The organism is Pedobacter sp. GQ55 (assembly GCF_059758925.1).
Map to the genome: position 1 here is coordinate 160653 of NZ_JCAXEI010000005.1, position 21241 is coordinate 181893.

General features: G+C 39.4%; 21 protein-coding genes. 7 read left to right on the top strand and 14 right to left on the bottom strand.

Annotated features, from left to right (window positions below):
- Positions 1-51 precede the first annotated feature (51 nt).
- The 5 genes from gcvH to AC6CH7_RS15205 all read left to right on the top strand — a co-directional run bounded on the left by gcvH (position 52) and on the right by AC6CH7_RS15205 (position 4042).
- The gene (gcvH, locus tag AC6CH7_RS15185; protein ID WP_498263567.1) at positions 52-432 is read left to right on the top strand and encodes a glycine cleavage system protein GcvH; all 381 of its coding nucleotides are present in this window, start codon (positions 52-54) and stop codon (positions 430-432) included.
- 3 nt (positions 433-435) lie between these two features.
- Positions 436-840: a VanZ family protein gene (locus AC6CH7_RS15190; protein WP_498263568.1), complete on the top strand. Its 405-nt coding sequence runs from the start codon at positions 436-438 to the stop codon at positions 838-840.
- A 232-nt stretch (positions 841-1072) separates the two neighbouring features.
- Positions 1073-1288, top strand: coding sequence for a FeoA family protein (locus AC6CH7_RS15195; RefSeq protein WP_048903622.1), 216 nt, complete (start codon positions 1073-1075; stop codon positions 1286-1288).
- 5 nt (positions 1289-1293) lie between these two features.
- The gene (feoB, locus tag AC6CH7_RS15200) at positions 1294-3408 is read left to right on the top strand and encodes a ferrous iron transport protein B (protein ID WP_498263569.1); all 2115 of its coding nucleotides are present in this window, start codon (positions 1294-1296) and stop codon (positions 3406-3408) included.
- Positions 3409-3427: 19 nt separating this feature from the next.
- A complete protein-coding gene (locus AC6CH7_RS15205; protein ID WP_498263570.1) occupies positions 3428-4042 on the top strand; it encodes a SprT-like domain-containing protein in 615 nt (204 codons plus the stop codon).
- Here AC6CH7_RS15205 and AC6CH7_RS15210 read toward each other — a convergent pair.
- From AC6CH7_RS15210 to pdxA, 13 genes are all read right to left on the bottom strand, one after another.
- Positions 3991-4800: a hypothetical protein gene (locus tag AC6CH7_RS15210; RefSeq protein ID WP_498263571.1), complete on the bottom strand. Its 810-nt coding sequence runs from the start codon at positions 4798-4800 to the stop codon at positions 3991-3993. The two genes, AC6CH7_RS15205 and AC6CH7_RS15210, sit on opposite strands and share 52 nt — an antisense overlap.
- 53 nt (positions 4801-4853) lie before the next feature.
- Positions 4854-6830 (bottom strand): alpha-ketoacid dehydrogenase subunit alpha/beta, encoded by a 1977-nt coding sequence (locus AC6CH7_RS15215; protein ID WP_498263572.1) that lies wholly within the window; start codon positions 6828-6830, stop codon positions 4854-4856.
- A gap of 2 nt (positions 6831-6832) precedes the next feature.
- Positions 6833-8221 (bottom strand): LutB/LldF family L-lactate oxidation iron-sulfur protein, encoded by a 1389-nt coding sequence (locus AC6CH7_RS15220; RefSeq protein WP_498263573.1) that lies wholly within the window; start codon positions 8219-8221, stop codon positions 6833-6835.
- 144 nt (positions 8222-8365) lie between these two features.
- Positions 8366-9964 carry a M28 family peptidase gene (locus AC6CH7_RS15225; RefSeq protein ID WP_498263574.1) on the bottom strand — a complete coding sequence of 533 codons (1599 nt, stop codon included), beginning with the start codon at positions 9962-9964 and terminating at the stop codon, positions 8366-8368.
- Positions 9965-10009: 45 nt separating this feature from the next.
- Positions 10010-10450: a ribose 5-phosphate isomerase B gene (gene rpiB, locus AC6CH7_RS15230; RefSeq protein ID WP_048903629.1), complete on the bottom strand. Its 441-nt coding sequence runs from the start codon at positions 10448-10450 to the stop codon at positions 10010-10012.
- A gap of 38 nt (positions 10451-10488) precedes the next feature.
- Complete coding sequence (gene tatC, locus AC6CH7_RS15235; protein ID WP_498263575.1) at positions 10489-11373, bottom strand: twin-arginine translocase subunit TatC; 885 nt, start codon at positions 11371-11373, stop codon at positions 10489-10491.
- Between the two features lie 81 nt (positions 11374-11454).
- Positions 11455-12795, bottom strand: coding sequence for an acetyl-CoA carboxylase biotin carboxylase subunit (accC, locus tag AC6CH7_RS15240; RefSeq protein WP_498263576.1), 1341 nt, complete (start codon positions 12793-12795; stop codon positions 11455-11457).
- A gap of 144 nt (positions 12796-12939) precedes the next feature.
- Entirely contained in the window at positions 12940-13416 is a 477-nt protein-coding gene (gene accB / locus AC6CH7_RS15245; protein ID WP_498263577.1) for an acetyl-CoA carboxylase biotin carboxyl carrier protein, read from the bottom strand.
- Positions 13417-13568: 152 nt separating this feature from the next.
- Positions 13569-14558, bottom strand: a complete 990-nt coding sequence (locus AC6CH7_RS15250; RefSeq protein WP_498263578.1) for a beta-ketoacyl-ACP synthase III — start codon at positions 14556-14558, stop codon at positions 13569-13571.
- Positions 14559-14567: 9 nt separating this feature from the next.
- Positions 14568-15509 (bottom strand): phosphate acyltransferase PlsX, encoded by a 942-nt coding sequence (gene plsX, locus AC6CH7_RS15255; protein ID WP_498263579.1) that lies wholly within the window; start codon positions 15507-15509, stop codon positions 14568-14570.
- A 98-nt stretch (positions 15510-15607) separates the two neighbouring features.
- Positions 15608-15799, bottom strand: a complete 192-nt coding sequence (gene rpmF / locus AC6CH7_RS15260) for a 50S ribosomal protein L32 (RefSeq protein ID WP_048903635.1) — start codon at positions 15797-15799, stop codon at positions 15608-15610.
- Between the two features lie 18 nt (positions 15800-15817).
- Positions 15818-16351 (bottom strand): YceD family protein, encoded by a 534-nt coding sequence (locus AC6CH7_RS15265; RefSeq protein WP_048903636.1) that lies wholly within the window; start codon positions 16349-16351, stop codon positions 15818-15820.
- 76 nt (positions 16352-16427) lie between these two features.
- Positions 16428-17507: a 4-hydroxythreonine-4-phosphate dehydrogenase PdxA gene (pdxA, locus tag AC6CH7_RS15270; RefSeq protein WP_498263580.1), complete on the bottom strand. Its 1080-nt coding sequence runs from the start codon at positions 17505-17507 to the stop codon at positions 16428-16430.
- A 101-nt stretch (positions 17508-17608) separates the two neighbouring features.
- Between pdxA and rsmA the strand changes: the two genes are divergently transcribed.
- The gene (gene rsmA / locus AC6CH7_RS15275; RefSeq protein ID WP_498263756.1) at positions 17609-18391 is read left to right on the top strand and encodes a 16S rRNA (adenine(1518)-N(6)/adenine(1519)-N(6))-dimethyltransferase RsmA; all 783 of its coding nucleotides are present in this window, start codon (positions 17609-17611) and stop codon (positions 18389-18391) included.
- 47 nt (positions 18392-18438) lie between these two features.
- Positions 18439-19365, top strand: coding sequence for a 2-hydroxyacid dehydrogenase (locus AC6CH7_RS15280; protein ID WP_498263581.1), 927 nt, complete (start codon positions 18439-18441; stop codon positions 19363-19365).
- Here AC6CH7_RS15280 and AC6CH7_RS15285 read toward each other — a convergent pair.
- The gene (locus tag AC6CH7_RS15285; RefSeq protein WP_498263582.1) at positions 19360-21237 is read right to left on the bottom strand and encodes a M1 family metallopeptidase; all 1878 of its coding nucleotides are present in this window, start codon (positions 21235-21237) and stop codon (positions 19360-19362) included. The genes AC6CH7_RS15280 and AC6CH7_RS15285 overlap by 6 nt on opposite strands.
- Between the last annotated feature and the right edge of the window lie 4 nt (positions 21238-21241).

Below are 21241 nucleotides of genomic sequence, written 5' to 3' on the forward strand. Positions count from 1 at the left end.
TATTTAATGTGTTGAGCGGTAAAAGATTTACGAAAAAATAAATTTAGAGAAATGAATTTTCCATCAGAATTGAAGTACACTAAAGACCACGAATGGCTTAGAATTGAGGGTAATGAAGCTTATATCGGTATTACTGATTTTGCACAGCGTGAGCTAGGTGACATCGTGTATATTGACATTAATACCGTAGGAGATCAAGTGAGCAAAGATGAGGTATTTGGTACTGTAGAAGCGGTTAAAACAGTTTCAGATCTGTTTATGCCGGTAACTGCTACTGTGACAGAAACTAATGCTGCGCTAAATGACAACCCGGAACTTGTAAATTCTGATCCTTATGGACAGGGATGGATGGTTAAGGTTGCAGTTTCTGATCTTTCGGAAGTTGAGGGCTTGTTAACCGCGGATGCTTACAAGGCACTTGTAGGAGCATAATTGATGAATAAATTCGGGGAATTAAAATATCAGGTCTGGGCCATTGTATGGACCATTGTGATTTTAGTGCTTTGTAATATGAAAATGCCTGATACCAGTGGATCAGGCATTTTTTTTGAAGGCTTTGATAAATTGGTTCATTTAGGGTTCTTTTATGTGCTTACTATTCTTTTGTTTTATGGTAAAATAAAACATCAGCATAATTATAGCTTCCGCTCGCTGACCATATTTAAGATCATTCTCATTACAGCAGCACTTGGAGGTGGTATTGAAATATTACAATGGAAGTTTTTCACTTACAGATCAGCAGAGTGGTGGGATTTTGGGTGTGATATGACAGGTGTTTTTATGGGCGTTTTTAGCTATGTTTTACTACACAAATCTAATTACAATGAAAAGACGATTTAATTTATTGGTGCTGTTAATGTTAGTGGGATTAATTAGCAGTTGCAGCATTTTTAAACCAGGTTGTAAATGCCCAAAAGTTAGCTATTCCAGCTACCCACGCAAGTAATGCTATCAGTTTAGCAAGTAGCCCCTTATTTATTAGAGGGCTTTTATGACTATATATAAATCCCTGCTTATTTGGATTTATTATAAATTAAGTCTAAATTGCGCCTCAAAATAACAATATACATAGATGAAACTTTCACAGTTAAATCCAGGAGAACAGGGTACTATCGTAGCGTTTACAGATTTAGAAATGTCTGTAAAATTAATGGAAATGGGATGCTTGCCTGGTGAAACAGTAGAAGTAGAACGTTTTGCGCCACTTGGTGACCCAATAGCTATTCGCGTTGCAGGATATCAACTTTGTTTGCGTAAAAACGAAGCGTCTATTATTATAATTCAATAATAATTTTGGCAAAAGATATTAAAATTGCTTTAGTTGGTAACCCCAACACTGGGAAATCTACACTTTTTAACCTACTTACGGGATTAAATCAAAAGATCGGAAATTTTCCGGGTATAACTGTTGACAAGAAAGTAGGCTATTGCAAATTAGCCGATAACAAACAGGCTGAAATAATTGATTTACCTGGTACATATAGCCTGTATCCGAAAAGCAAAGACGAAAGCATCGTATTTCAGGTGTTGGCTGATAAAAATAATTCAAGTCATCCTGATCTTGTTGTGCTGGTCGCCGATGCGACAAACCTTCGAAGAAATTTATTGCTTTATTCGCAGGTCGCCGATTTGGGTGTTCCAATGGTTCTGGCACTTAATATGACCGATATGGCCAAAAAAGAAGGAATTGATATCAATATCAATAAACTTTCTGAGCGGCTGGGGATACAAGTAGTCGCAATTTCTGCAAGGAGTAATTCAGGCTTAACCGAGCTAAAGGAAGCTATTCATAATACTACAAAAATTGCTACTCAGGTAGCCGGAGCGGATATGCATGTACTGGCGCCAGAGGCTATTGATTTGGTTAAGCAGCGCATCAAGACAGAAAATAATTATCTGTCCTTACAAATACTACATCAGCACGAGCATCTTAATACATTTTCCCTTCAGGATCATGAAACCTTTGAGCGGATAAAGGCTGAACATACTTTTGAGTCTTCTAAGTTACAAGCGGCTGAAACCATTGCCCGCTACAGATATTTAAGCACCATTTTAAGTGGGGTGGTAGAAGATACCGGAGCGGCGAGAAAATTCGTTTTCAGTGATAAACTGGATTCGGTACTTACCAATAAATTTTGGGGCTTTCTGATCTTCATTGGGATTCTATTTTTTATTTTTAATTCTATTTTCTCCTGGTCATCTTATCCAATGGAGCTAATTGAATATGCTTTTGTCTGGCTTACTGAATACGGACACCAGCATCTGCCGGATGGTATTTTAACCAATCTTCTTTTGGATGGCGTATTGGCCGGTTTAGGTGGTGTAGTGATATTTATACCTCAAATAGCGATCTTGTTTGCTTTTATATCTATACTGGAGGATACCGGCTATATGGCCCGAGTTACCTTTATGATGGATAAGATTATGCGCAAGTTTGGCCTTAGCGGAAAATCTGTAGTACCCATGATTGGAAGCCTGGCGTGTGCCGTTCCCTCAATCATGAGTGCAAGGAATATTGAAAGCTGGAAGGATCGTATTATCACTATTATGGTCGCTCCTTTGGTAAGCTGCTCTGCCAGATTACCTGTTTATACCTTACTGATTTCATTGGTTGTTCCAGAAAAAATGGTATGGGGCTTTATCAATTTGCAAGGCTTAACCCTTATGGGGATGTACGTTATTAGTATTTTGGCGGCAGTTGTGGTGGCTTTTGTAATGAAGTTCCTAATAAAGGCGAAAGAGAAATCATATTTCATTATGGAGCTGCCTGTGTACAGAATGCCAAGATGGACAAATGTGATTTATACCATGTATGAGAAATCAAAGACTTTTGTATTTGAAGCAGGTAAGGTGATTATTGCCATCTCTATTATCCTTTGGGTATTGGCAACGTACGGGCCCTCTGACAGATTTAAAGAAATTGACGATAAATATGCGGCTATAGAAGCCCAAAAAGATAGTGTGCAAGTTAGCACATTGGAGAGAGATAGAGCCGCAGAGAAGCTTGAAAACTCCTATGCAGGTATTTTAGGGCATGTGATAGAGCCTGCAATAAAACCATTAGGATTCGACTGGAAAATAGGCATCGCTTTAATTACCTCATTTGCTGCCAGAGAAGCTTTTGTGGGTACAATGGCCACTATTTATAGTGTGGATAATGACGGGGAGGTTGCTACCATCCGCAATAAAATGCGGGGGGCGCGAGATCCGGATACCGGACTGCCAGTATTTACATTTGCCACAGCATTTTCCCTGATGTTATTTTATGCTTTTGCAATGCAGTGTATGAGTACGGTGGCAGTAGTATTCAGAGAAACGAAATCGTGGAAATGGCCTATTATTCAAATTGTGTATATGACTGGAATGGCATATGTAGCAAGTCTGATAGCCTATCAACTTTTAAAGTAATTTAATTATCTTGGCCTTTGTGAAAAAGGAGAATATCTTAGCACAATACATGCCTGTTGCCGCGGCTCCAATTATAGCCCGGTGGATAGATTATTTTCAATGCGAATTTAAGATTTCTAAAAACAGGGCAACAAAGCTTGGCGATTACGGACATCCCTTTAAAGGGGCAGGACATAAGATTTCGGTTAATAATGATCTTAATGCTTATGCTTTTCTGGTAACCACCGTTCATGAGTTTGCACATCTGCTGACCTGGAACGATCATAAAAATAAAGTAAAGCCTCATGGCGATGAATGGAAACGGAATTTTAAGCGCATGATGGTGCCTTTTATTGAACAGAACATTTTTCCCCAGGATGTACAATCTGCAATTGTAAGCTATTTAAATAACCCATCTGCTGCCAGTTGCACCGATTTGAAGTTGTCGAGAGCCTTGAAAAAATATGATCTGCTGTTAAATGTTTCCCGCCTGGAAGAGCTTCCTATAAACACCGTATTTAGCATAAAAGACGGAAGACAATTTAAAAAAGGAGAGCGACTGAGAAAGAGATATCGTTGTGTATGTCTTGATAACGGTAATACTTATCTTTTTAATCCGTTAGCCGAAGTAACACTGGCAGCTACCGGTACATAGACCGCCTCTTTATCTTTTACCTCCCACTTTATATTCAATTTTTTGTCTTTAAAATTTGCTGGGTCTTTCAACAGACTATCCACATAGCTGTCCGTATCCTTTATTGAAACGCTTGCGGTATAGCCACTGGCGATTTTACTTTTTAAGAGAATATACCTTTCATCCGGAGCAGATATCACATTATCGAAAACCAAGTCAAATTTATCAGCGCCATTAACTGCATCGTTTAACAATTTTAGGTCTTCATTATACGCTTTTGTCTGATCAGGGGCAGTTTTCTTTCTGATTTGGAAGGGCTCAGCTTTAAGCAATGAGAGGGTGGGCGAACTGCGGTATTCTTCTTTAAACGGGATGTTGTTTCTAAGGTATGTACGATGGTCTTCAAAAATATCTGTTCCCTGTTTGTTGATTTTAGCTCCTTCCTTCAATAAAATCAGGCTATCATTTTTGAAATAATACTTTTTTATTTCATTGCTTATTCCTTCATCATTTTTATACTGAGAAAACAATACCGGTTTGCCATTCCAACTGTATTTTTCTACACGCATGGTTGCCTGCCCTAGTTGATAAACCAGGCTGATATTCTTTTCATAAGTGTTGAGGGTTGCGTCAATGGAGTCTGCGTAAAGTAATATCGAAGCCTCAGTCATTGGAGTGCCGGTGCGTGCATTAACAAGATCGGCTTGAGGATGCTTAGGGCCCTGATTACAGCTCATAATGGTCATAGTGAGCAGGGAAAATAGACATAATAATTTCATATTTTAAACTTAGCTTATGCTTAACTAACAGGCCATTATCATGCCAAGTTAAACTAGTAAGCCAACAGGCGTTTCACGGTATCGGGCAGACTGCTTTTTGCCAGGAAACTATCTTCAAGTGTTTTACTCATAGGTATGGCTGTATCGGCACTTGCGCAACGCATAACCGGAGCGTCGAGGTTTTTAAAGCAATGTTCAGAGATCCATGCTGCCAGTTCAGCACCAAAACCACAGGTTAATGTATCTTCATGTAAGATCAAGGCTCTGCCCGTTGTTTTAACTGCTGTGGCAACAGTTTCTTTGTCCCATGGCTGCAAACTTCGTAAGTCGATTAAAGTGGCTGAAATCTCCGGATTTTCACCAAGATAAGAGAGGGCCCAGTGAACACCTAATCCATAGGTTATGATCGTTAGTTGTGTTCCATGCTTTAAAATATTAGCCTTTCCAATCTCTATGTTATAATATCCGGATGGTACATTGCCACTCAAACTACGATAAAGGTATTTATGCTCGAAATACATTACAGGATTAGGATCGTCTATAGCCGAAAGTAGCAATCCTTTGGCATCGTAAGGAAAAGCCGGATAAACAACTTTTAATCCAGGGGTTTTGGTGAACCATACTTCATTGCTTTGAGAGTGAAAAGGGCCCGCGCCAGTTCCTGCTCCTGTGGGCATGCGGACTACAACATCAGCTTTTTCTCCCCACCGGTAATGGGTTTTAGCCAGATTGTTCACAATCTGATTAAAACCGCAGGTAACAAAATCTGCAAATTGCATTTCTACTACTGCTTTATATCCATTTATTGAAAGTCCTAAACCAGCACCAACAATAGCGGATTCGCAGATGGGAGTGTTTCTGACCCTTGCTTTTCCAAATTCATTTACAAAACCATCAGTAATCTTAAAAGCTCCGCCATATTCAGCAATATCCTGCCCCATCAAAACAAGGTTTTCATGTTTTGTCATGCCAGTTCTTAGTCCATCTGTAATGGCATCTAAGTAACGCATTTCTCCTGGTGGACCGGTTGGTTCGGTAGCTTCAAACAGGTAGGGTGAATACATGTCGCTAAGTTCTGTCTGCAGATCGGCAATAGGCTCTTGGTCCTGAAACGCAATTTCCACCTCCTGGTCAATAGCTGTTTTAAATGAGGCTCTTATTTCCTGAACTAAGTGCGCTGTAAGAATATTTTGCTCAACTAAGTAATGCTCAAAGTTTTTAAGGGGATCTTTTGCAGCCCATTTATCGAATAGCTCCTGAGGAATATATTTAGTTCCCGAAGCCTCTTCGTGTCCTCTCATTCTGAATGTAAGGCATTCAATTAAAACTGGTCGCGGGTATTTCCGGATGGAAGTAGCTATCGAGTTAAGGGTATCATATACCTCCAGAATATTGTTGCCGTCTACCTGGATTCCTTCAATCCCATATCCTATAGCCTTATCTGCAAGATTTTTGCATTTGAATTGCTCATTAATAGGAGTTGAGAGTCCATAGCCGTTATTTTCTATAAGAAAGATCACAGGTAAATTCCATACCGCTGCAACATTTAATGCTTCATGAAAATCGCCTTCACTTGTTGCGCCTTCACCGGTAAATACTAAAGTAGCTTTCTCTTTATGTTCAATTAAATCTGCAAGTGCAATCCCATCCGCCAGGGCCATTTGCGGGCCCAGGTGAGATATCATTCCAATAATCTTATAGTCCTGAGTCCCAAAATGAAAGGAACGGTCTCTTCCCTTGGTAAAGCCCGTAATTTTGCCTTGCCATTGGGCCATCAGCTTTCGTAAGGGAATATCACGGGTAGTAAACACACCAAGGTTACGGTGCATGGGCAGAATATATTCATCAGCACCCATTGCCATGGTACTGCCTACAGCAATAGCTTCCTGACCAATTCCTGAAAACCACTTGCCTATCCGGCCCTGGCGCAGTAGAATTAACATTTTCTCTTCGACCATTCTTGGATAAAGTAAACGCTTATAGAAATTCAATAATGCGCTGTCACTTTTGTCTTTTCGGTCGAAGGTCATGTTTATAAGTTTTTAGGTTCCTTATTTTTTTCTTCCCATTGCTTGGCAAAAGATTTTGGAGATATTACCGGCATGGAACGGTACTTACCCCATATTTTTCTAAATAGATTTTTGAGGAAGAAGTTCTTGATCTTTCCGCTCAGGAAGTCCATTCTTGATCTTTTTAACATTCCTACCTTCCAGATTCTCCAACCCACTTCCTCAGCCTTACTATTGTCGTGGTTGGTAGCGGCATCTCTTCTGTTCAGCAACAACATTTTATGAATGTCTATTTTAACAGGACAAACTTCCGAGCATTTTCCGCACAGGCTGGATGCATAGCTTAAGTGCTTGAAATCTTTCATCCCTTTAAGATGCGGGGTGATGATAGAGCCAATAGGCCCACTGTAAGTCGTGTTATAAGTATGGCCGCCAATATTTTTGTAAACCGGGCAAGCGTTAAGACAGGCGCCGCAACGGATGCAATACAGGCCTTGACGCTGTTCTTTTTGCGCAAGTAAATTGGTACGTCCGTTATCAAGCAAGATTACGTACATTTCTTCCGGACCATCAGTTTCCTCACCTCTTCTGGGTCCACTCAGAATCGTATTGTAAACGGTTAGGTTTTGTCCTGTGCCATGGCTTGCCAAAAGCGGCCAGAAAAGGTCCAGGTCGGCCATCGATGGAATGATTTTTTCGATACCGACAATAGCAATGTGAATTTTGGGGAAAGTTGTACATAGCCTGGCATTACCTTCGTTTTCCGTTAATGCAATGCTTCCGGTGTCGGCTATTAGAAAGTTTCCCCCGCTAATCCCAATATCAGCTTTCAGGTATTTATCTCTTAAAAGCTCACGTGCCTTTTGAGTAAGCTGCTGAGGGGTATAGTCTACAGGAGTGCCGAATTTTTCATGAAATAATTTGGCAATATCCTCTTTGCTTAAATGCATTGCAGGTGTTACAATATGATATGGGGGTTGCCCCAGTAATTGTACTATATATTCACCAAGATCACTTTCTAGGGACTCAATATCATTTTTTTCAAGGAAATCATTTAAATGAATCTCTTCTGTGGTCATGGATTTCGACTTAATAACTGTCTTTCCACCATTCTTTTTAATGATATTCAGAATTTCTTTTTGGGCTTCATTGGTGTCGTTTGCCCAGATTACTTTGCCGCCTCTGCGTTGGAAATTGGATTCGAACTCTGGTAAAAACTTATCCAGATTCTCCATCACGCGCCACTTAATTACGTGTGCTTTTCTTTTGGAGTTTTCTAAATTTTCAAACTTGGATAATCCGCGTTCAACAGCAACATTATACTTGCCGATGTTATGATTAATAGTGTTGCGATGTCCTAAATCGAAGGCCTTCTCATCCGCCTTCTCCAAAAATTCCTCTGATATATCCATCGTTTTCACCTGTTTTTATTTACCTATTCAATTCTCAGATATAGCTTTTTAAGGCTTTAAACCATTTCCCCTGGTTTTGAATCTTGCTGGTTCCAAACTTAGATAAAACTATGCAAGAATTCAGGAAAAAAAGTAATTTGACCATTACATCTTTGGCGTGCCGTCCTCGTTTTTATTAACCATAGGACGTTTTAGACCATTTGCAAGCTCCCAGGCGGTAAAATAAACTAATTTTGCTCTTTTGGCAAGCATAGGAAAATCTATCTTGCTTACTTCATCTCCGGGCATGTGGTAATCATCATGTACACCATTAAAATAAAAAATTACCGGTATGCCATGTTTGGCAAAATTATAATGATCAGAGCGATAATAAAACTGATTAGGGTCTGTGCGGTTATTATATTTTTCATCAAGGTTGATGTTCACATAAGTCTTATTGGCTTTTTTACCAATTCGATCCAAGTCAGCGCTCAACATGTCTGATCCAATGATATAAACGAAGTTATTATCACTTTCGTGCGCCTTGTCTCCGCGGCCAATCATATCGATGTTTAAGTTTGTAATGGTATTTTCTAAAGGAAAGACAGGGTTTTCAGAATACCATTCAGATCCTAGCAATCCTTTTTCTTCACCCGTAACAGTCATAAACAAAATACTTCTTTTAGGGCCCTTGCCTGCTTTCTTGGCTTTTGCAAAGGCTTCTGCGATTAATAAGACACCTGTGGTGCCAGATCCATCATCATCGGCACCGTTGTTGATTTTATCATCGCCTTTGGCATCAGGTGTAATCCCAATGTGATCATAGTGGCCTGTTATTACTAAAACTTCGCGCTTTAATTTAGGATCAGAACCCGGCAAAAAACCTAAAACATTATCTGATTTAACTTTTTTCTCGACCTTGCTTGCACTTGCACATACGCTGATTTTAATTTCTTGTGGAGATGGTTTTCCACTGTCGGTTATTTTCTTTTTAAGGGCATCGATGTTCGTGCTAGCCCCCGCAAGAATTTTATTTGCAAGCGAAGTTCCTATTGTGATAACCGGCATGGTTTGAGGGACATCCTGGCGGTCCATCGTTTCCTTATTCTTTAATGCCATTTCCTCCGATTGGAGATAGCCTTTTAAATTGTCAGGCATATTGTCAACAATGGGGTCAATAAGCAGAACTGCCTGTGCTTTTTGTTCGGTCAGATATTTAAGTTTGGCATTTAAAGCGCTGGAATTTCTTATAGATGCAGTAGGGGCAGGAGATCCGGCTTCTCCAGACTTAAAGATCATGACTACCTTTCCGGCTACGGTTTGACCAGCATAATCATTGTAATCATCTTTGGTTAAGCCATATCCGGCGAATAATATGCTGTTGGCATTAAAAGCAAAACCTTTGGCCGAAACTGTTCTGGGGATAATGAAAAAATCAGTTAAAGCCTCGGCAGGTTGACCATCGACTGTTACTATTTGTGAAAGGCCAAACGATACAATGTCAACTGGCTGAAAGTAGTCTCCGGATACAGGACCTTTTAAGCCAATACTTTTAAAGTGGTTCTTAATATACTCGGCTGCCATCCAGCCACCTTTTTTGCCGGTTTCTCTACCTTCATATTCATCGGATGCCAATACTGACAGATGTTTATACGCATTGTCTTTATTGATGGTTTGACTGAATTTTATGGCGTCTTTATTTTGTGCTACAGCACTACAGCCAATAAGTAATAAAAAACTTGAATATAAAAGCTGCTTTTTCATGCCGGCCGGATTAAATTTCTTAGGTTCTGTTATTTCGATTGGTTTTTAGCAGGACATTTTTCCAACCCTTATGCCATGCCTGCCTCCTTCAAAAGGTGTGTTGATGAAGGTTGTTGCCATTTCCTTTGCAAGATCTTCTGAAACAAATCTGGCAGGAATGCACAAAACATTTGCATTGTTGTGTTGTCTTGCGAGAGCGGCAAGCTCATTAAGCCAGCAAATCGCTGCTCTTATTTGCTGATGCTTGTTTGCAGTTATTGCAACGCCATTTGCACTTCCACATACTAGAATGCCAAAGGTATACTCCCCACTTTCAACTGCTGAGGCTACAGGGTGTGCAAAATCAGGATAATCAACAGATTGGCTTGAATAAGTTCCAAAGTCTTTAACTTCATAATCAGTTAGGTAAGATTTTAATAGCTCTTTATATTCAAAACCTGCGTGATCTGCGCCTATTGCAATTTTCATTTTTTTATCTGTTGACATGTTAAAACTTTGTTATTTAATTAAATATTGTATTAAGCCTATTTTACCTTGGCTACACCATAAATATCTTTATTTCTTTTCTTCTCTATATTTGCAGATATAAAGATACTCAATTCATAAAGCAAGAATAAAGGTAGCGCCACAATAAGCATTGTATACGGATCAGCGGTAGGTGTAACTACAGCTGCTATTATTAAAATAAGAACAGTTGAGTACCTTCTGCTCGCCCGCATAAATGCCGGGGTCATTATACCTAATTTTGATAAGACATAGATGATAACCGGTAACTGGAAAATTACTCCCGAACCAAGTGTTAAGGTCATTACTGAGGAAAGATAAGAGTCGATTGTAAAGGTGTTTTGAATCTCAGGACTTACCGTAAAATTGGTTAGGAAGTTGATGGATAAAGGGCAAATGATATAATATCCAAATAGTATACCTAAGAAGAATAGGAAGGAAGCAAAAGCAACAAAACCACTGGCTGATTTTCTTTCGTTCTCGTGTAGTGCAGGTTTTATAAATAACCAAAGTTCAAATAGCAGGTAGGGGATACCCAATATGATACCGACCATCACACATGAATTCAATTGAAGTGTGAACTGTCCGGCCATCTCTGTGTTAATGATTTTTGCATCAATTTTTGTAATACATAAATCGTGGTCTAATGAGGGAAAGCGATCTACCAACCTGCACATCATACGATAGGTCCAGAAGCTGGGGTTCTTGGGACCCATGATGATCGTATTAAAAATAAAATCGGTATAGTAAAATGCTCCGATGGTAAGGACCAGAACAACGCCCAATGCACGCAATAAATGCTTTCTAAGTACGTCAATGTGGTCAAAGAAAGACATTTCTGCTTCTAATGTTTTCCCTTTTTCTTTTATAGCACCAATAAGGTCCCTTTTTTTAGTATCACTCATGTACGTTATTTGTAAAACAAAAATACCATTCTATTTTATTCAGAATGGTATTTACGTTTTAAATCTTATAAATAGTTTTTTCTATTCTGAAAATTCGAAGGTTTCCATAAACTTCGTGGTAAAATTACCGGCTCTAAAGTTAGGATCTTTCATCAATTTTAAGTGAAAAGGTATCGTAGTTTTTACACCTTCAATTACAAACTCACTTAAAGCACGCTCCATAGTACTAATTGCTTCCTCACGCGTTTGTGCAACACAGATCAATTTAGCAATCATAGAGTCATAGTTAGAAGGAATTTGATAACCAGCATAAACATGCGTATCAACCCTTACACCATGGCCTCCAGGAGAGTGGAAGTTAGTTATTTTACCTGGACAAGGTCTGAAGTTGTTAAAGGGATCTTCAGCATTAATCCTGCATTCAATTGCATGCATATCGGGCAGATAGTTTTTGCCTGATATAGGAACACCCGAGGCCACTTTAATTTGTTCTTTGATCAAATCGTAGTTGATTACTTCTTCAGTTACCGGATGCTCAACCTGAATACGGGTATTCATTTCCATGAAATAGAAATTGCGGTGTTTGTCAACCAGGAATTCAATTGTACCAGCACCTTCGTATTGAACAGCAATTGCACCTTTTATTGCAGCTTCACCCATTTTCTCTCTCAACTCAGGAGTCATGAAAGGAGATGGCGCTTCTTCAACAAGTTTCTGGTGACGACGCTGTATCGAACAATCGCGCTCAGATAAGTGACAAGCTTTGCCATACTGATCACCAATGATCTGGATCTCGATATGACGTGGATCTTCGATGTATTTTTCTAGATATAATGCATCATTGCCAAAAGCAGCACCCGATTCTTGTCTTGCACTGTCCCATGCACTTTCAAACTCTTCATCTTTCCATACCACACGCATTCCACGACCACCACCACCTGCTGTTGCTTTCAGGATAACCGGATAGCCCATGCCATTGGCAATTTTTATACCTTCTTTAACACTTTCAAGCAAGCCTTCGGATCCTGGAATAGTAGGGACGCCTGCTTTTTTCATCGTTTCTTTAGCCGACGCTTTGTCGCCCATAGAGTTGATTTGTTCAGGTGTCGCTCCAATAAATTTAATCCCGTAATCACGGCAAACTGAAGAGAATTTAGCATTCTCTGATAGAAATCCATAACCTGGGTGAATTGCATCCGCATTTGTTAGTTCAGCAGCAGATATAATGTTAGGAATGCTCAGGTAAGAATCTTTACTTGGTGGTGGCCCTATACAAACAGCTTCATCAGCAAAGCGTACATGTAAGCTTTCCCTGTCAGCAGTAGAGTACACAGCTACCGTTTTAATGCCCATCTCTTTACAGGTGCGGATAATTCGCAATGCGATTTCGCCCCTGTTGGCAATTAATATTTTCTTAAACATATATTTTTCCTTTTCGTCATCCTGAATTTTCAGGAGTAGTATTTATTGATTTTTTGTTTTCAAGAATGCTACGCAGTTTATTTCGGGATTTATTCTTAATATTCGTTAACACATATTAAAGATACCGAAATTTAGCATGACGGATTAAATTGGTTCTACTAAAAACAATGGCTGATCGTATTCTACCGGTGATGCATTGTCAACAAGTACTTTTACGATTCTTCCAGAAACTTCACTTTCTATTTCATTGAACAGTTTCATTGCTTCAATAATGCAGATTACTTTACCAGCAGAAATCTCGTCACCAACGTTTACGAATAGTGGCTTATCAGGACCGGCTGAGCGATAAAATGTTCCGATCATTGGAGATTTAATGGTAATGTATTTTGAAGTGTCCTCAGCTGCAGGAGCTGCTTTAGTTTCCGTAGCTGACACCGGTTGTGGCGCTGCGGCTGCAGGGATTGCAGACGTAACAACAGGGGCTGGAACAGTAGCATGAACAACTGTTGGGGTCTGATTTGTTTTAATAGTTATCTTGAAGTCTTTTTGCTCAATAGCGACTTCATTTACGCCCGAACGAGAAACAAATTTAATAAGTTCCTGAATTTGTTTGATATCCATTTTTTGGTGTTATTTTAAGAAAACAATGTGTTTTTAGAATTAACTAAGTTATGATTAATTATGATAAAATCATCATGAGTTTGCATTCAAAAAATCGATAAATGTGGCTCATAACGACTTAACAGTCTTTAAGTTGTATTCTGATTAAAAATTTAATAAGCCCATTTTAAGTAAACCGAACCCCATGTAAAACCACCGCCAAAGGCTGCAAGTATAATGTTGTCGCCTTTCTTTAACTGACTTTCCCACTCCCACAAACATAGAGGGATGGTACCGTTAGTCGTATTGCCATAGCGCTGAATATTGATCATCACCTTTTCAGACCCAAGCCCCATTCTTGAAGCTGTAGCATCAATAATGCGTTTATTGGCCTGATGAGGTACTAACCACGTTACATCTTCAGAGGTAAGGTGATTACGTTCCATAATTTCAGCTGCAACATCTGCCATATTGGTCACGGCAAATTTGAAAACGGCCTGCCCTTCCTGATAAACAGCATGCTCATTGTTATCAACTGTTTCATGGGATGCCGGTCTTGCCGAACCCCCGGCTTTCTGGTGCAAAAATTGCCTGCCAGAACCATCGCTTCTAAGGATTGAGTCCATTACCCCCAAGCCTTCTTCGTTTGGTTCCAACAGTACGGCGCCACAGCCATCGCCAAAAATAATACAGGTGGTACGGTCCTGGTAGTTAATGATGGAAGACATCTTATCGCCTCCAACTACCAATACTTTTTTGTGTTTACCAGATTCAATGAATTGAGCACCGGTTGAAACACCATAAATGAAACCAGAGCAAGCAGCCTGAAGGTCGTAACCCCATGCATTTTTTGCGCCAATTTTGTCTGCCAGTATATTCGCAGACGCAGGGAAAGGTAAATCAGGTGTAGTGGTACAGAAGATGATCAGTTCAATCTCTTCAGCAGTGATTCCACGTTTTTTAAGTAATCCATTAACGGCATGAACTGCCATATCTGAAGTGCCTAAACCTTCACCTTTTAGTATTCTGCGCTCTTTTATGCCTGTTCTGGACGTTATCCATTCATCCGTAGTGTCTACAATCGATTCTAGCTCTTTGTTTGTAAGCACGTATTCGGGAACGTATCCATTAACAGCCGTAATCGCAGCATGAATTTTACTCATTTCTTGATATTAATTATTAAAAGCGGCTTGTATTTTGCCTACCAAGCCTGTAGTAATCATGTCTCTGGACTGTAATATCATATTTTTTACTGCCGTCGGACTAGAGATTCCATGCCCTATAACAACCGGAGCATTTACGCCCAGAACCGGGCTTCCACCGTAGTTCTCGTAATTAAAGCGGTCAAAGAATTCGTCTTTCAAACCTCTTTTTAAAGTTAGTACATAGAATGATTCTGCCAGTTTAAGCATTACATTTCCAGTAAAGCCATCACAAACAATTACATCGGCTTTATCGTTAAATAAATCCCGGCCTTCTACATTACCGATGAAGTTAAACAGGTTGGTTTCTTTCATTAAAGGGAATGTTGCCAAACTAAGCATATTTCCTTTTTCATCTTCCTCACCAATGTTCATCAAGGCTACTTTAGGATTACTTATACCCATTACATTTTCTGCGTACAAGCTTCCCAATACGCCAAATTGTAATAAAGTATCAGGCTTGCAATCTGCGTTTGCGCCTACATCCACCATTAAACCTACACCACCGCTAAGCTTGGGTAAAAAAGTAGAAAGACACGGTCTGATGATTCCGGGAATAGTTTTTACACTAAAAACGGCACCAACAAGCATGGCTCCCGAATTACCGGCGCTGGCAAATGAATCAAGTTTACCTTCTTTAAGTAAATTGAAACCTATAGAAATACTGGAATTAGGCTTCTGAACGATAGCCTTAGTGGGATGTTCACCCATACCTATTACCTCCTCGGTATGAACATATTCAAAGAGATCCGGATCAAATCCGTTTTCGGAGAGTAAAGGTTTAATCTGCTTCGTATCTCCAATAAGCACTATCTGCTCATCTGGAGATAACAATGGATGGGCTGCTATTGCTCCTAAAACATTTGCTTTAGGAGCATAGTCTCCGCCCATTATATCGAGACCTATTTTCATAGTAAAAAATCAGTTTGTGTATAAGGTAAAATCACCCTTGTTTCCAGTCTCTAAGTTAAACTTTCAAAGACTTAAAACACAAACTATTTTTCAGAAAATTAACCTATTGAGGTGTTTTCAATAACCAATTTACCGTTGTAGTACAAGTTACCATCAACGTTGTAAGCGCGGTGAGGTGTGTGGATTGCACCTGTTGTTTGACAAGTAGCTAAAGAAGGAGCTTCTGCTTTATAGTGGGTTCTTCTTTTATCTCTTCTACTTTTAGAAATCTTGCGTTTTGGATGTGCCATTGCTGATTTATTTAATTATTATTTTAATTTTTTTAATGCTGCCCAACGTGGGTCATCATCTTGTTGTTCTTCTTCTTTTTGTGTTCCGATAGAAAGACTTTCCAGTCTTGCTATCATTTCCTGGTCGCATTGCTGGCCTTCGCCATTCTGCTCGCATATTTTTATATATGGTACAGATACCGTGATGAATTCATAAATAAGCTCTGATACATCGATCTCACTTTCTTTCTTACTAAGAACAATGATCTCCAGATCATCACTCTCTAACTCATCTTCAGCAAATTTTACAATCTGCCTTTCCTGTACGCTTATCGGTGCTCCAAACTCGGCTAAACATTTGTCGCAGTCTAAAATTATAGTTCCTTCAATGTGGAACTGTAAAATCAGCATTGTTTCTTGTTTGTCTAATTCAACGCTAGCTTTTAAATCACCTTTTTTTACTAAAGAGTATTCAAAAGCATCAAAAAAGCTGTTATCAATCTCAAAATCAAACTGATGTTTGCCAATTTTTAAGCCGGTAAATGGGATTGAAAATTGTTTTAATGGTTTCAATTGTAACAAAATTTTAGCCCGCAAATGTAAGAATTAATTTGACATTTCTAAAATGTTATTGAAAAATAAAATAAGCTTAATTTGCATCATCCTTCATGTCTGCTGCAGTTTCAATAATTTTTCCACCACTGCGGAGTTGATTTTTTAATAATTCTTCTTGTTCTCTACGGTTTTTTACAATATGGGTAGCGGCAAAAACAGCTTCTATAAACGAAGTTGGATCTGCAACATTCTTTCCTGCTATATCGTATCCGGTGCCATGGTCTGGCGAAGTACGTACAATCTTCAATCCAGCACTATAATTAACCCCTGTGCTAAAGGCAATTGTTTTAAAAGGGATAAGGCCCTGGTCATGATACATCGCTAGTACCGCGTCGAATTGCTTATGTCCGCCGTTACCAAAAAAGCCATCGGCAGGATAAGGACCAAAGCAAATTACTCCTTTGTCGAAAGCCTCCTGAATAGCAGGTGTAATGATATCAGCCTCTTCTTTTCCTAATAAACCATTGTCGCCAGCATGAGGATTAAGGCCCAGTACTGCAATTTTTGGTTTTTCTATCCAAAAGTCTTTCTTAAGACTTTCATTCATCATGACCAGTTTCTTTACAATTTTGTCTTTGGTAATGCTTGCAGGTACCTCTGTAATTGGAATGTGCCCAGTTACCACACCTACACGAATGTCCTCGCTTATTAAAAACATCAGCACATCATCGCTACCGCTGCGTTGCTGCAAGTACTCTGTATGTCCAGGGAAATTAAAAGTATCAGATTGGATATTGTGTTTATTAATAGGGGCAGTTACCAATGCATCAATATTGCCATTAATGAGGTCGTCAGTGGCTTTCTCTAACGATAAAAGGGCATATTTACCACCAATTTCGTTAGAAACTCCTAAGTCTATTTTAACATCTTCTTCCCAGCAATTGATCAGGTTTGCTTTTTTTGGATTCGCTGCATCAGCGTTATTAATCACATTAAAAACAAGGTCATTCATGCCCAATGCCTTGCGGTGATAAGAAGCAACTTTAGTATGGCCGTAAACAATTGGCGTACAATAATCCAGGATGCGGTTTTCGGATAAGGTTTTAAGGATAACCTCCAATCCTATGCCGTTTACATCACCTATACTTATACCGATTTTAATTTTATTGCTCATGTCTAAATAGAAAATTTAGCGCAAATTACAGAATTTCACCTTAATGTTAGTCCGATACTAGTAAAACTTTACTTATTTTGCAGCTTTTAATAGATCAGGATATGAGTTTGGTAAAGGCAAAAAAACATTTAGGGCAACATTTTTTAACGGATAAAAACATTGCGGCAAAAATAGTAAACGGCCTTATTCATACCGATAAATACAAACAAGTACTTGAGGTTGGCCCTGGCATGGGGATCTTATCAGATATCTTGCTGGAACGGACAGACCTTGAAACTTTTTTGATTGATATAGATGTTGAATCGTATCGTTTTCTGAAGGAAAAGTATCCTCAGCTAGGCGATAGACTAATAAATGGTGATTTCCTGGCCTTAAATCTCTCTGAGATTTTTCCTGACAAATATGCGATCATCGGAAACTTCCCTTATAATATTTCTTCTCAAATCCTGTTCAAGATTCTCGAAAACAGAGCTCATGTAGTAGAAATGGTTGGTATGTTTCAGAAGGAAGTTGCAGAACGTTGTGCATCTAAAGCAGGTACCAAAGATTACGGTATTTTAAGCGTGTTGATCCAGGCTTATTACGATATTGAATACCTGTTTTCTGTTAAGCCCGGTACATTTAATCCGCCACCAAAGGTAAATTCCGGTGTGATCAGGCTGAGCCGGAATGATGTAGAAACACTGCCGTGTGATGAAAAGCTTTTCTGGCGTACGGTAAAAGCAGGTTTCAATCAAAGAAGAAAAACATTGCGTAATGCACTATCCGGGGTTGTACCTAAAGATAAAATGGATGGTCATGTGTTTTTTGATAAACGTGCGGAGCAGTTAAGTGTTGCAGATTTTATAACACTTACGCAGCATTTAGCACAGTTATCCCAGTAGGATTAAATCAGTAGACCCCGTATTTTTGCATAAATAGAATTCTAATAATGACCAAAGGGAAAATATTAATAGTTGACGATCTGCATCCGGCATTTAAAGAAAGTGCCATTGCACTTGGATACCAGGTAAATGATCAGCCATTAATTACAAGAGCCGAAACGCTTGCTGTGATTGCTGAATATGAAGGAATAGCTGTTCGAACAAAATTTTTAATTGATAAAGAACTTTTAAGCGCTGGCGTTAAGTTAAAATTTGTTGCAAGGGCAGGAGCGGGCCTGGATAATATTGATGAAGCATTTGCAGAGGAAAAGAATATTGAACTGCTAAATGCCCCGGAAGGGAATATGGATGCAGTTGGGGAGCATGCTACAGGCTTGTTGCTCGCGCTTATGAATAACTTCCGCAGGGCAGATATTGAAGTAAGAAACGGTGTTTGGGACAGGGAGGGCAGTCGTGGATTTGAACTTAAAGGTAAAACCGTAGGGATAATAGGCTATGGTTTCATGGGTAAAAGCTTCGCGAAAAAAATGGCTGGTTTTGAAGTTAACGTAATTGCATATGACAAATATAAAACAGGCTTTACCGACGCTTACGCCAAAGAAGTAAGCATGGAAGAGATTGTAAAGCAAAGCGATGTGCTGAGTCTGCATGTTCCACTTACCTCAGAAACCAGGCAGATGGTAGATCAGGAGTACCTGTTTCACTTTCGCAAGCCAATATTTTTTATCAATACCGCAAGGGGAGAGGTGGTCAATACCAAGGCAGTTTTAAATGCAATTGCAGCAAATAAAATACTCGGAGCAGGGCTTGATGTGCTCGAAGTTGAGAAATTTCCTGCTTTGGGAAATCAGGACTGGTATCAGGACCTCGCTAAATCCGACAAGGTGATATTAACACCACACGTTGGCGGCTGGACCTTCGACTCTTATCGTAAAATTTCAGAAGTTCTGGCTGAGAAGTTAAGCAACTTATAATTTCTTTTGCCAAATATTATCAGAAGGCCTGGCATCCATAAAAATGCCGCCATCTAACGTAATGGATCGTACGGGAGCATTGGCTCTGATTTCAAAAAGTGTCTCCTTACGGTTGTTTTTCCAGGTTTCCGGGCTGCGATGAATGAGCTGTTCCTTACCATCGTTATAGATAACCTTCAGGTCAAAAGGAATGGCAAATCCTCCTGCATTTTTTATTGAAACCGTATAATTGTTCCCCTTTACAATTACCTTTTCAATAGCAAGGTCTATGTAGCTGTTGCTAAAAAACCAATTGTTCCAAAACCAGTTTAAGTTTTGTTTTGTGGCATCATTAAAGGAATAAAAGAAATCCCATGGAATGGGGTGCTTACCATTCCAACGATCCATGTAAGTATGCAGGGCTTTTCCAAACACCTCGTCTCCAAGTAAATCTTTTAAAGCCAGGTATGCCAGTGAAGGTTTACCATATGCATTATTGCCATATCCGGCATCGGATACCTGGGTGGACATAGAAATTATTGGTTGATCTTGCTCTGTTGAGGGGTTGGATATCCAACGTTGTACCCTGAACTTCTTATAATTTTCGGCAGCTTTTTCTTTGCCCAATTGCTGCTGCCCTATCAAATATTCTAGTGTGGTGGCCCAACCTTCATCCATAAAGGCATAGCGTGTTTCATTGGTGCCCATGTAAAAAGGAAAATAAGTATGGGCAATTTCATGATTAAGTACAAATTGCGAAAACTCAAGGTCAGGGGTGCTGGAATCGTTCACCATCATTGGATATTCCATGTCCGCAAATCCCTGAAAAGCGGTCATTTTGGAGAAAGGGTAAGGCACTCCAGGCCAATTGTTCGAAAACCAATCCAGTGCAAGCTTTCCCCATTCAACTGCATGAGAAAAATCATTCGCGGCTTCATTATAAGCGGCCTGAACACTAACTCTTCTATTGGTTTTCTTATCAACCACAACACTTCCTGCGTCCCATAAATAGCTGCTGCTTAATGAAAAAGTAACATCGCTTATATTGTTGGCTTCAAACTTCCAGGTGTTATCGTCTTTTGGTTTTGTTACCCCGCCTTTTTTCATTTCGTCAGCAGTGGCAATATGTATTACCTCATCAGCAGTATAAGACTTTTTAAGCCTTGAAGCGTATTCCGCTTCCAATACTTCATCGGGGTTTAGCAGATCGCCGGTTGCCCAAACTACGTAATTTTTTGGCGCTTTAACAGCAAGTTTATAATCGTTGAAATCGTTATAAAACTCAGTCCTGTCGCTATGCGGAATCATATCCCATCCATTGTAGTCATCATACACAGATATTCTGGGGTAAGCATAGGCAACAAAAAGAGAAGTGTTGTCAATTTGTCCCTCGCGACCGCTCTGCTTTGACAAGGGATAATTCCATTCGATCACAAATGTTGCCGATTGACCAGGGGGTAGTGCGTTCTTAAGTGCAACACTTGCAACCGTACCCCAATCGGTACTGTTCACTTCATAGGTTTGGCCATTTACTGCAAATGAGGTAATCTTTAATCCGGAAGTTAAAAAATCAGCACCCACATAACCCGATCTTGGAGCTTCTGGTTTGTGGATATTGTTTACAAACCTAATTGCTGTTGATTTTAACGTATCCGGACTATTGTTTGTGTAGACAATTGTTTCTTTTCCTGTTACGATCTTGTTTTTTTCGTCAACCGATACCTGAATGTCATACTTCCCCCGATTTTGCCAGTAATTTTTACCTGGTTTCCCATCGTATGAACGTGTTCCATTATCATATGCATTTTTTATATTTCTTGGTGTGTATAATTCTTGTGCACTAACTGTAAATGAAGCGATTAAGAATAGAAATAGGGTTTTTAAAGTATTCATTGTA

Excerpts from the sequence above, each read along its gene's own strand:
- AC6CH7_RS15215 (WP_498263572.1), bottom strand. The coding sequence starts at position 6,830 with ATGACCTTCGACCGAAAAGACAAAAGTGACAGCGCATTATTGAATTTC.
- AC6CH7_RS15285 (WP_498263582.1), bottom strand. The coding sequence starts at position 21,237 with ATGAATACTTTAAAAACCCTATTTCTATTCTTAATCGCTTCATTTACA.
- pdxA (WP_498263580.1), bottom strand. The coding sequence starts at position 17,507 with ATGAGCAATAAAATTAAAATCGGTATAAGTATAGGTGATGTAAACGGC.
- accC (WP_498263576.1), bottom strand. The coding sequence starts at position 12,795 with ATGTTTAAGAAAATATTAATTGCCAACAGGGGCGAAATCGCATTGCGA.
- AC6CH7_RS15280 (WP_498263581.1), top strand. The coding sequence starts at position 18,439 with ATGACCAAAGGGAAAATATTAATAGTTGACGATCTGCATCCGGCATTT.
- accB (WP_498263577.1), bottom strand. The coding sequence starts at position 13,416 with ATGGATATCAAACAAATTCAGGAACTTATTAAATTTGTTTCTCGTTCG.
- plsX (WP_498263579.1), bottom strand. The coding sequence starts at position 15,509 with ATGAAAATAGGTCTCGATATAATGGGCGGAGACTATGCTCCTAAAGCA.
- rpmF (WP_048903635.1), bottom strand. The coding sequence starts at position 15,799 with ATGGCACATCCAAAACGCAAGATTTCTAAAAGTAGAAGAGATAAAAGA.
- tatC (WP_498263575.1), bottom strand. The coding sequence starts at position 11,373 with ATGAGTGATACTAAAAAAAGGGACCTTATTGGTGCTATAAAAGAAAAA.
- rpiB (WP_048903629.1), bottom strand. The coding sequence starts at position 10,450 with ATGTCAACAGATAAAAAAATGAAAATTGCAATAGGCGCAGATCACGCA.
- gcvH (WP_498263567.1), top strand. The coding sequence starts at position 52 with ATGAATTTTCCATCAGAATTGAAGTACACTAAAGACCACGAATGGCTT.
- rsmA (WP_498263756.1), top strand. The coding sequence starts at position 17,609 with ATGAGTTTGGTAAAGGCAAAAAAACATTTAGGGCAACATTTTTTAACG.
- AC6CH7_RS15190 (WP_498263568.1), top strand. The coding sequence starts at position 436 with ATGAATAAATTCGGGGAATTAAAATATCAGGTCTGGGCCATTGTATGG.
- AC6CH7_RS15225 (WP_498263574.1), bottom strand. The coding sequence starts at position 9,964 with ATGAAAAAGCAGCTTTTATATTCAAGTTTTTTATTACTTATTGGCTGT.
- AC6CH7_RS15195 (WP_048903622.1), top strand. The coding sequence starts at position 1,073 with ATGAAACTTTCACAGTTAAATCCAGGAGAACAGGGTACTATCGTAGCG.
- AC6CH7_RS15220 (WP_498263573.1), bottom strand. The coding sequence starts at position 8,221 with ATGGATATATCAGAGGAATTTTTGGAGAAGGCGGATGAGAAGGCCTTC.
- AC6CH7_RS15210 (WP_498263571.1), bottom strand. The coding sequence starts at position 4,800 with ATGAAATTATTATGTCTATTTTCCCTGCTCACTATGACCATTATGAGC.
- AC6CH7_RS15250 (WP_498263578.1), bottom strand. The coding sequence starts at position 14,558 with ATGAGTAAAATTCATGCTGCGATTACGGCTGTTAATGGATACGTTCCC.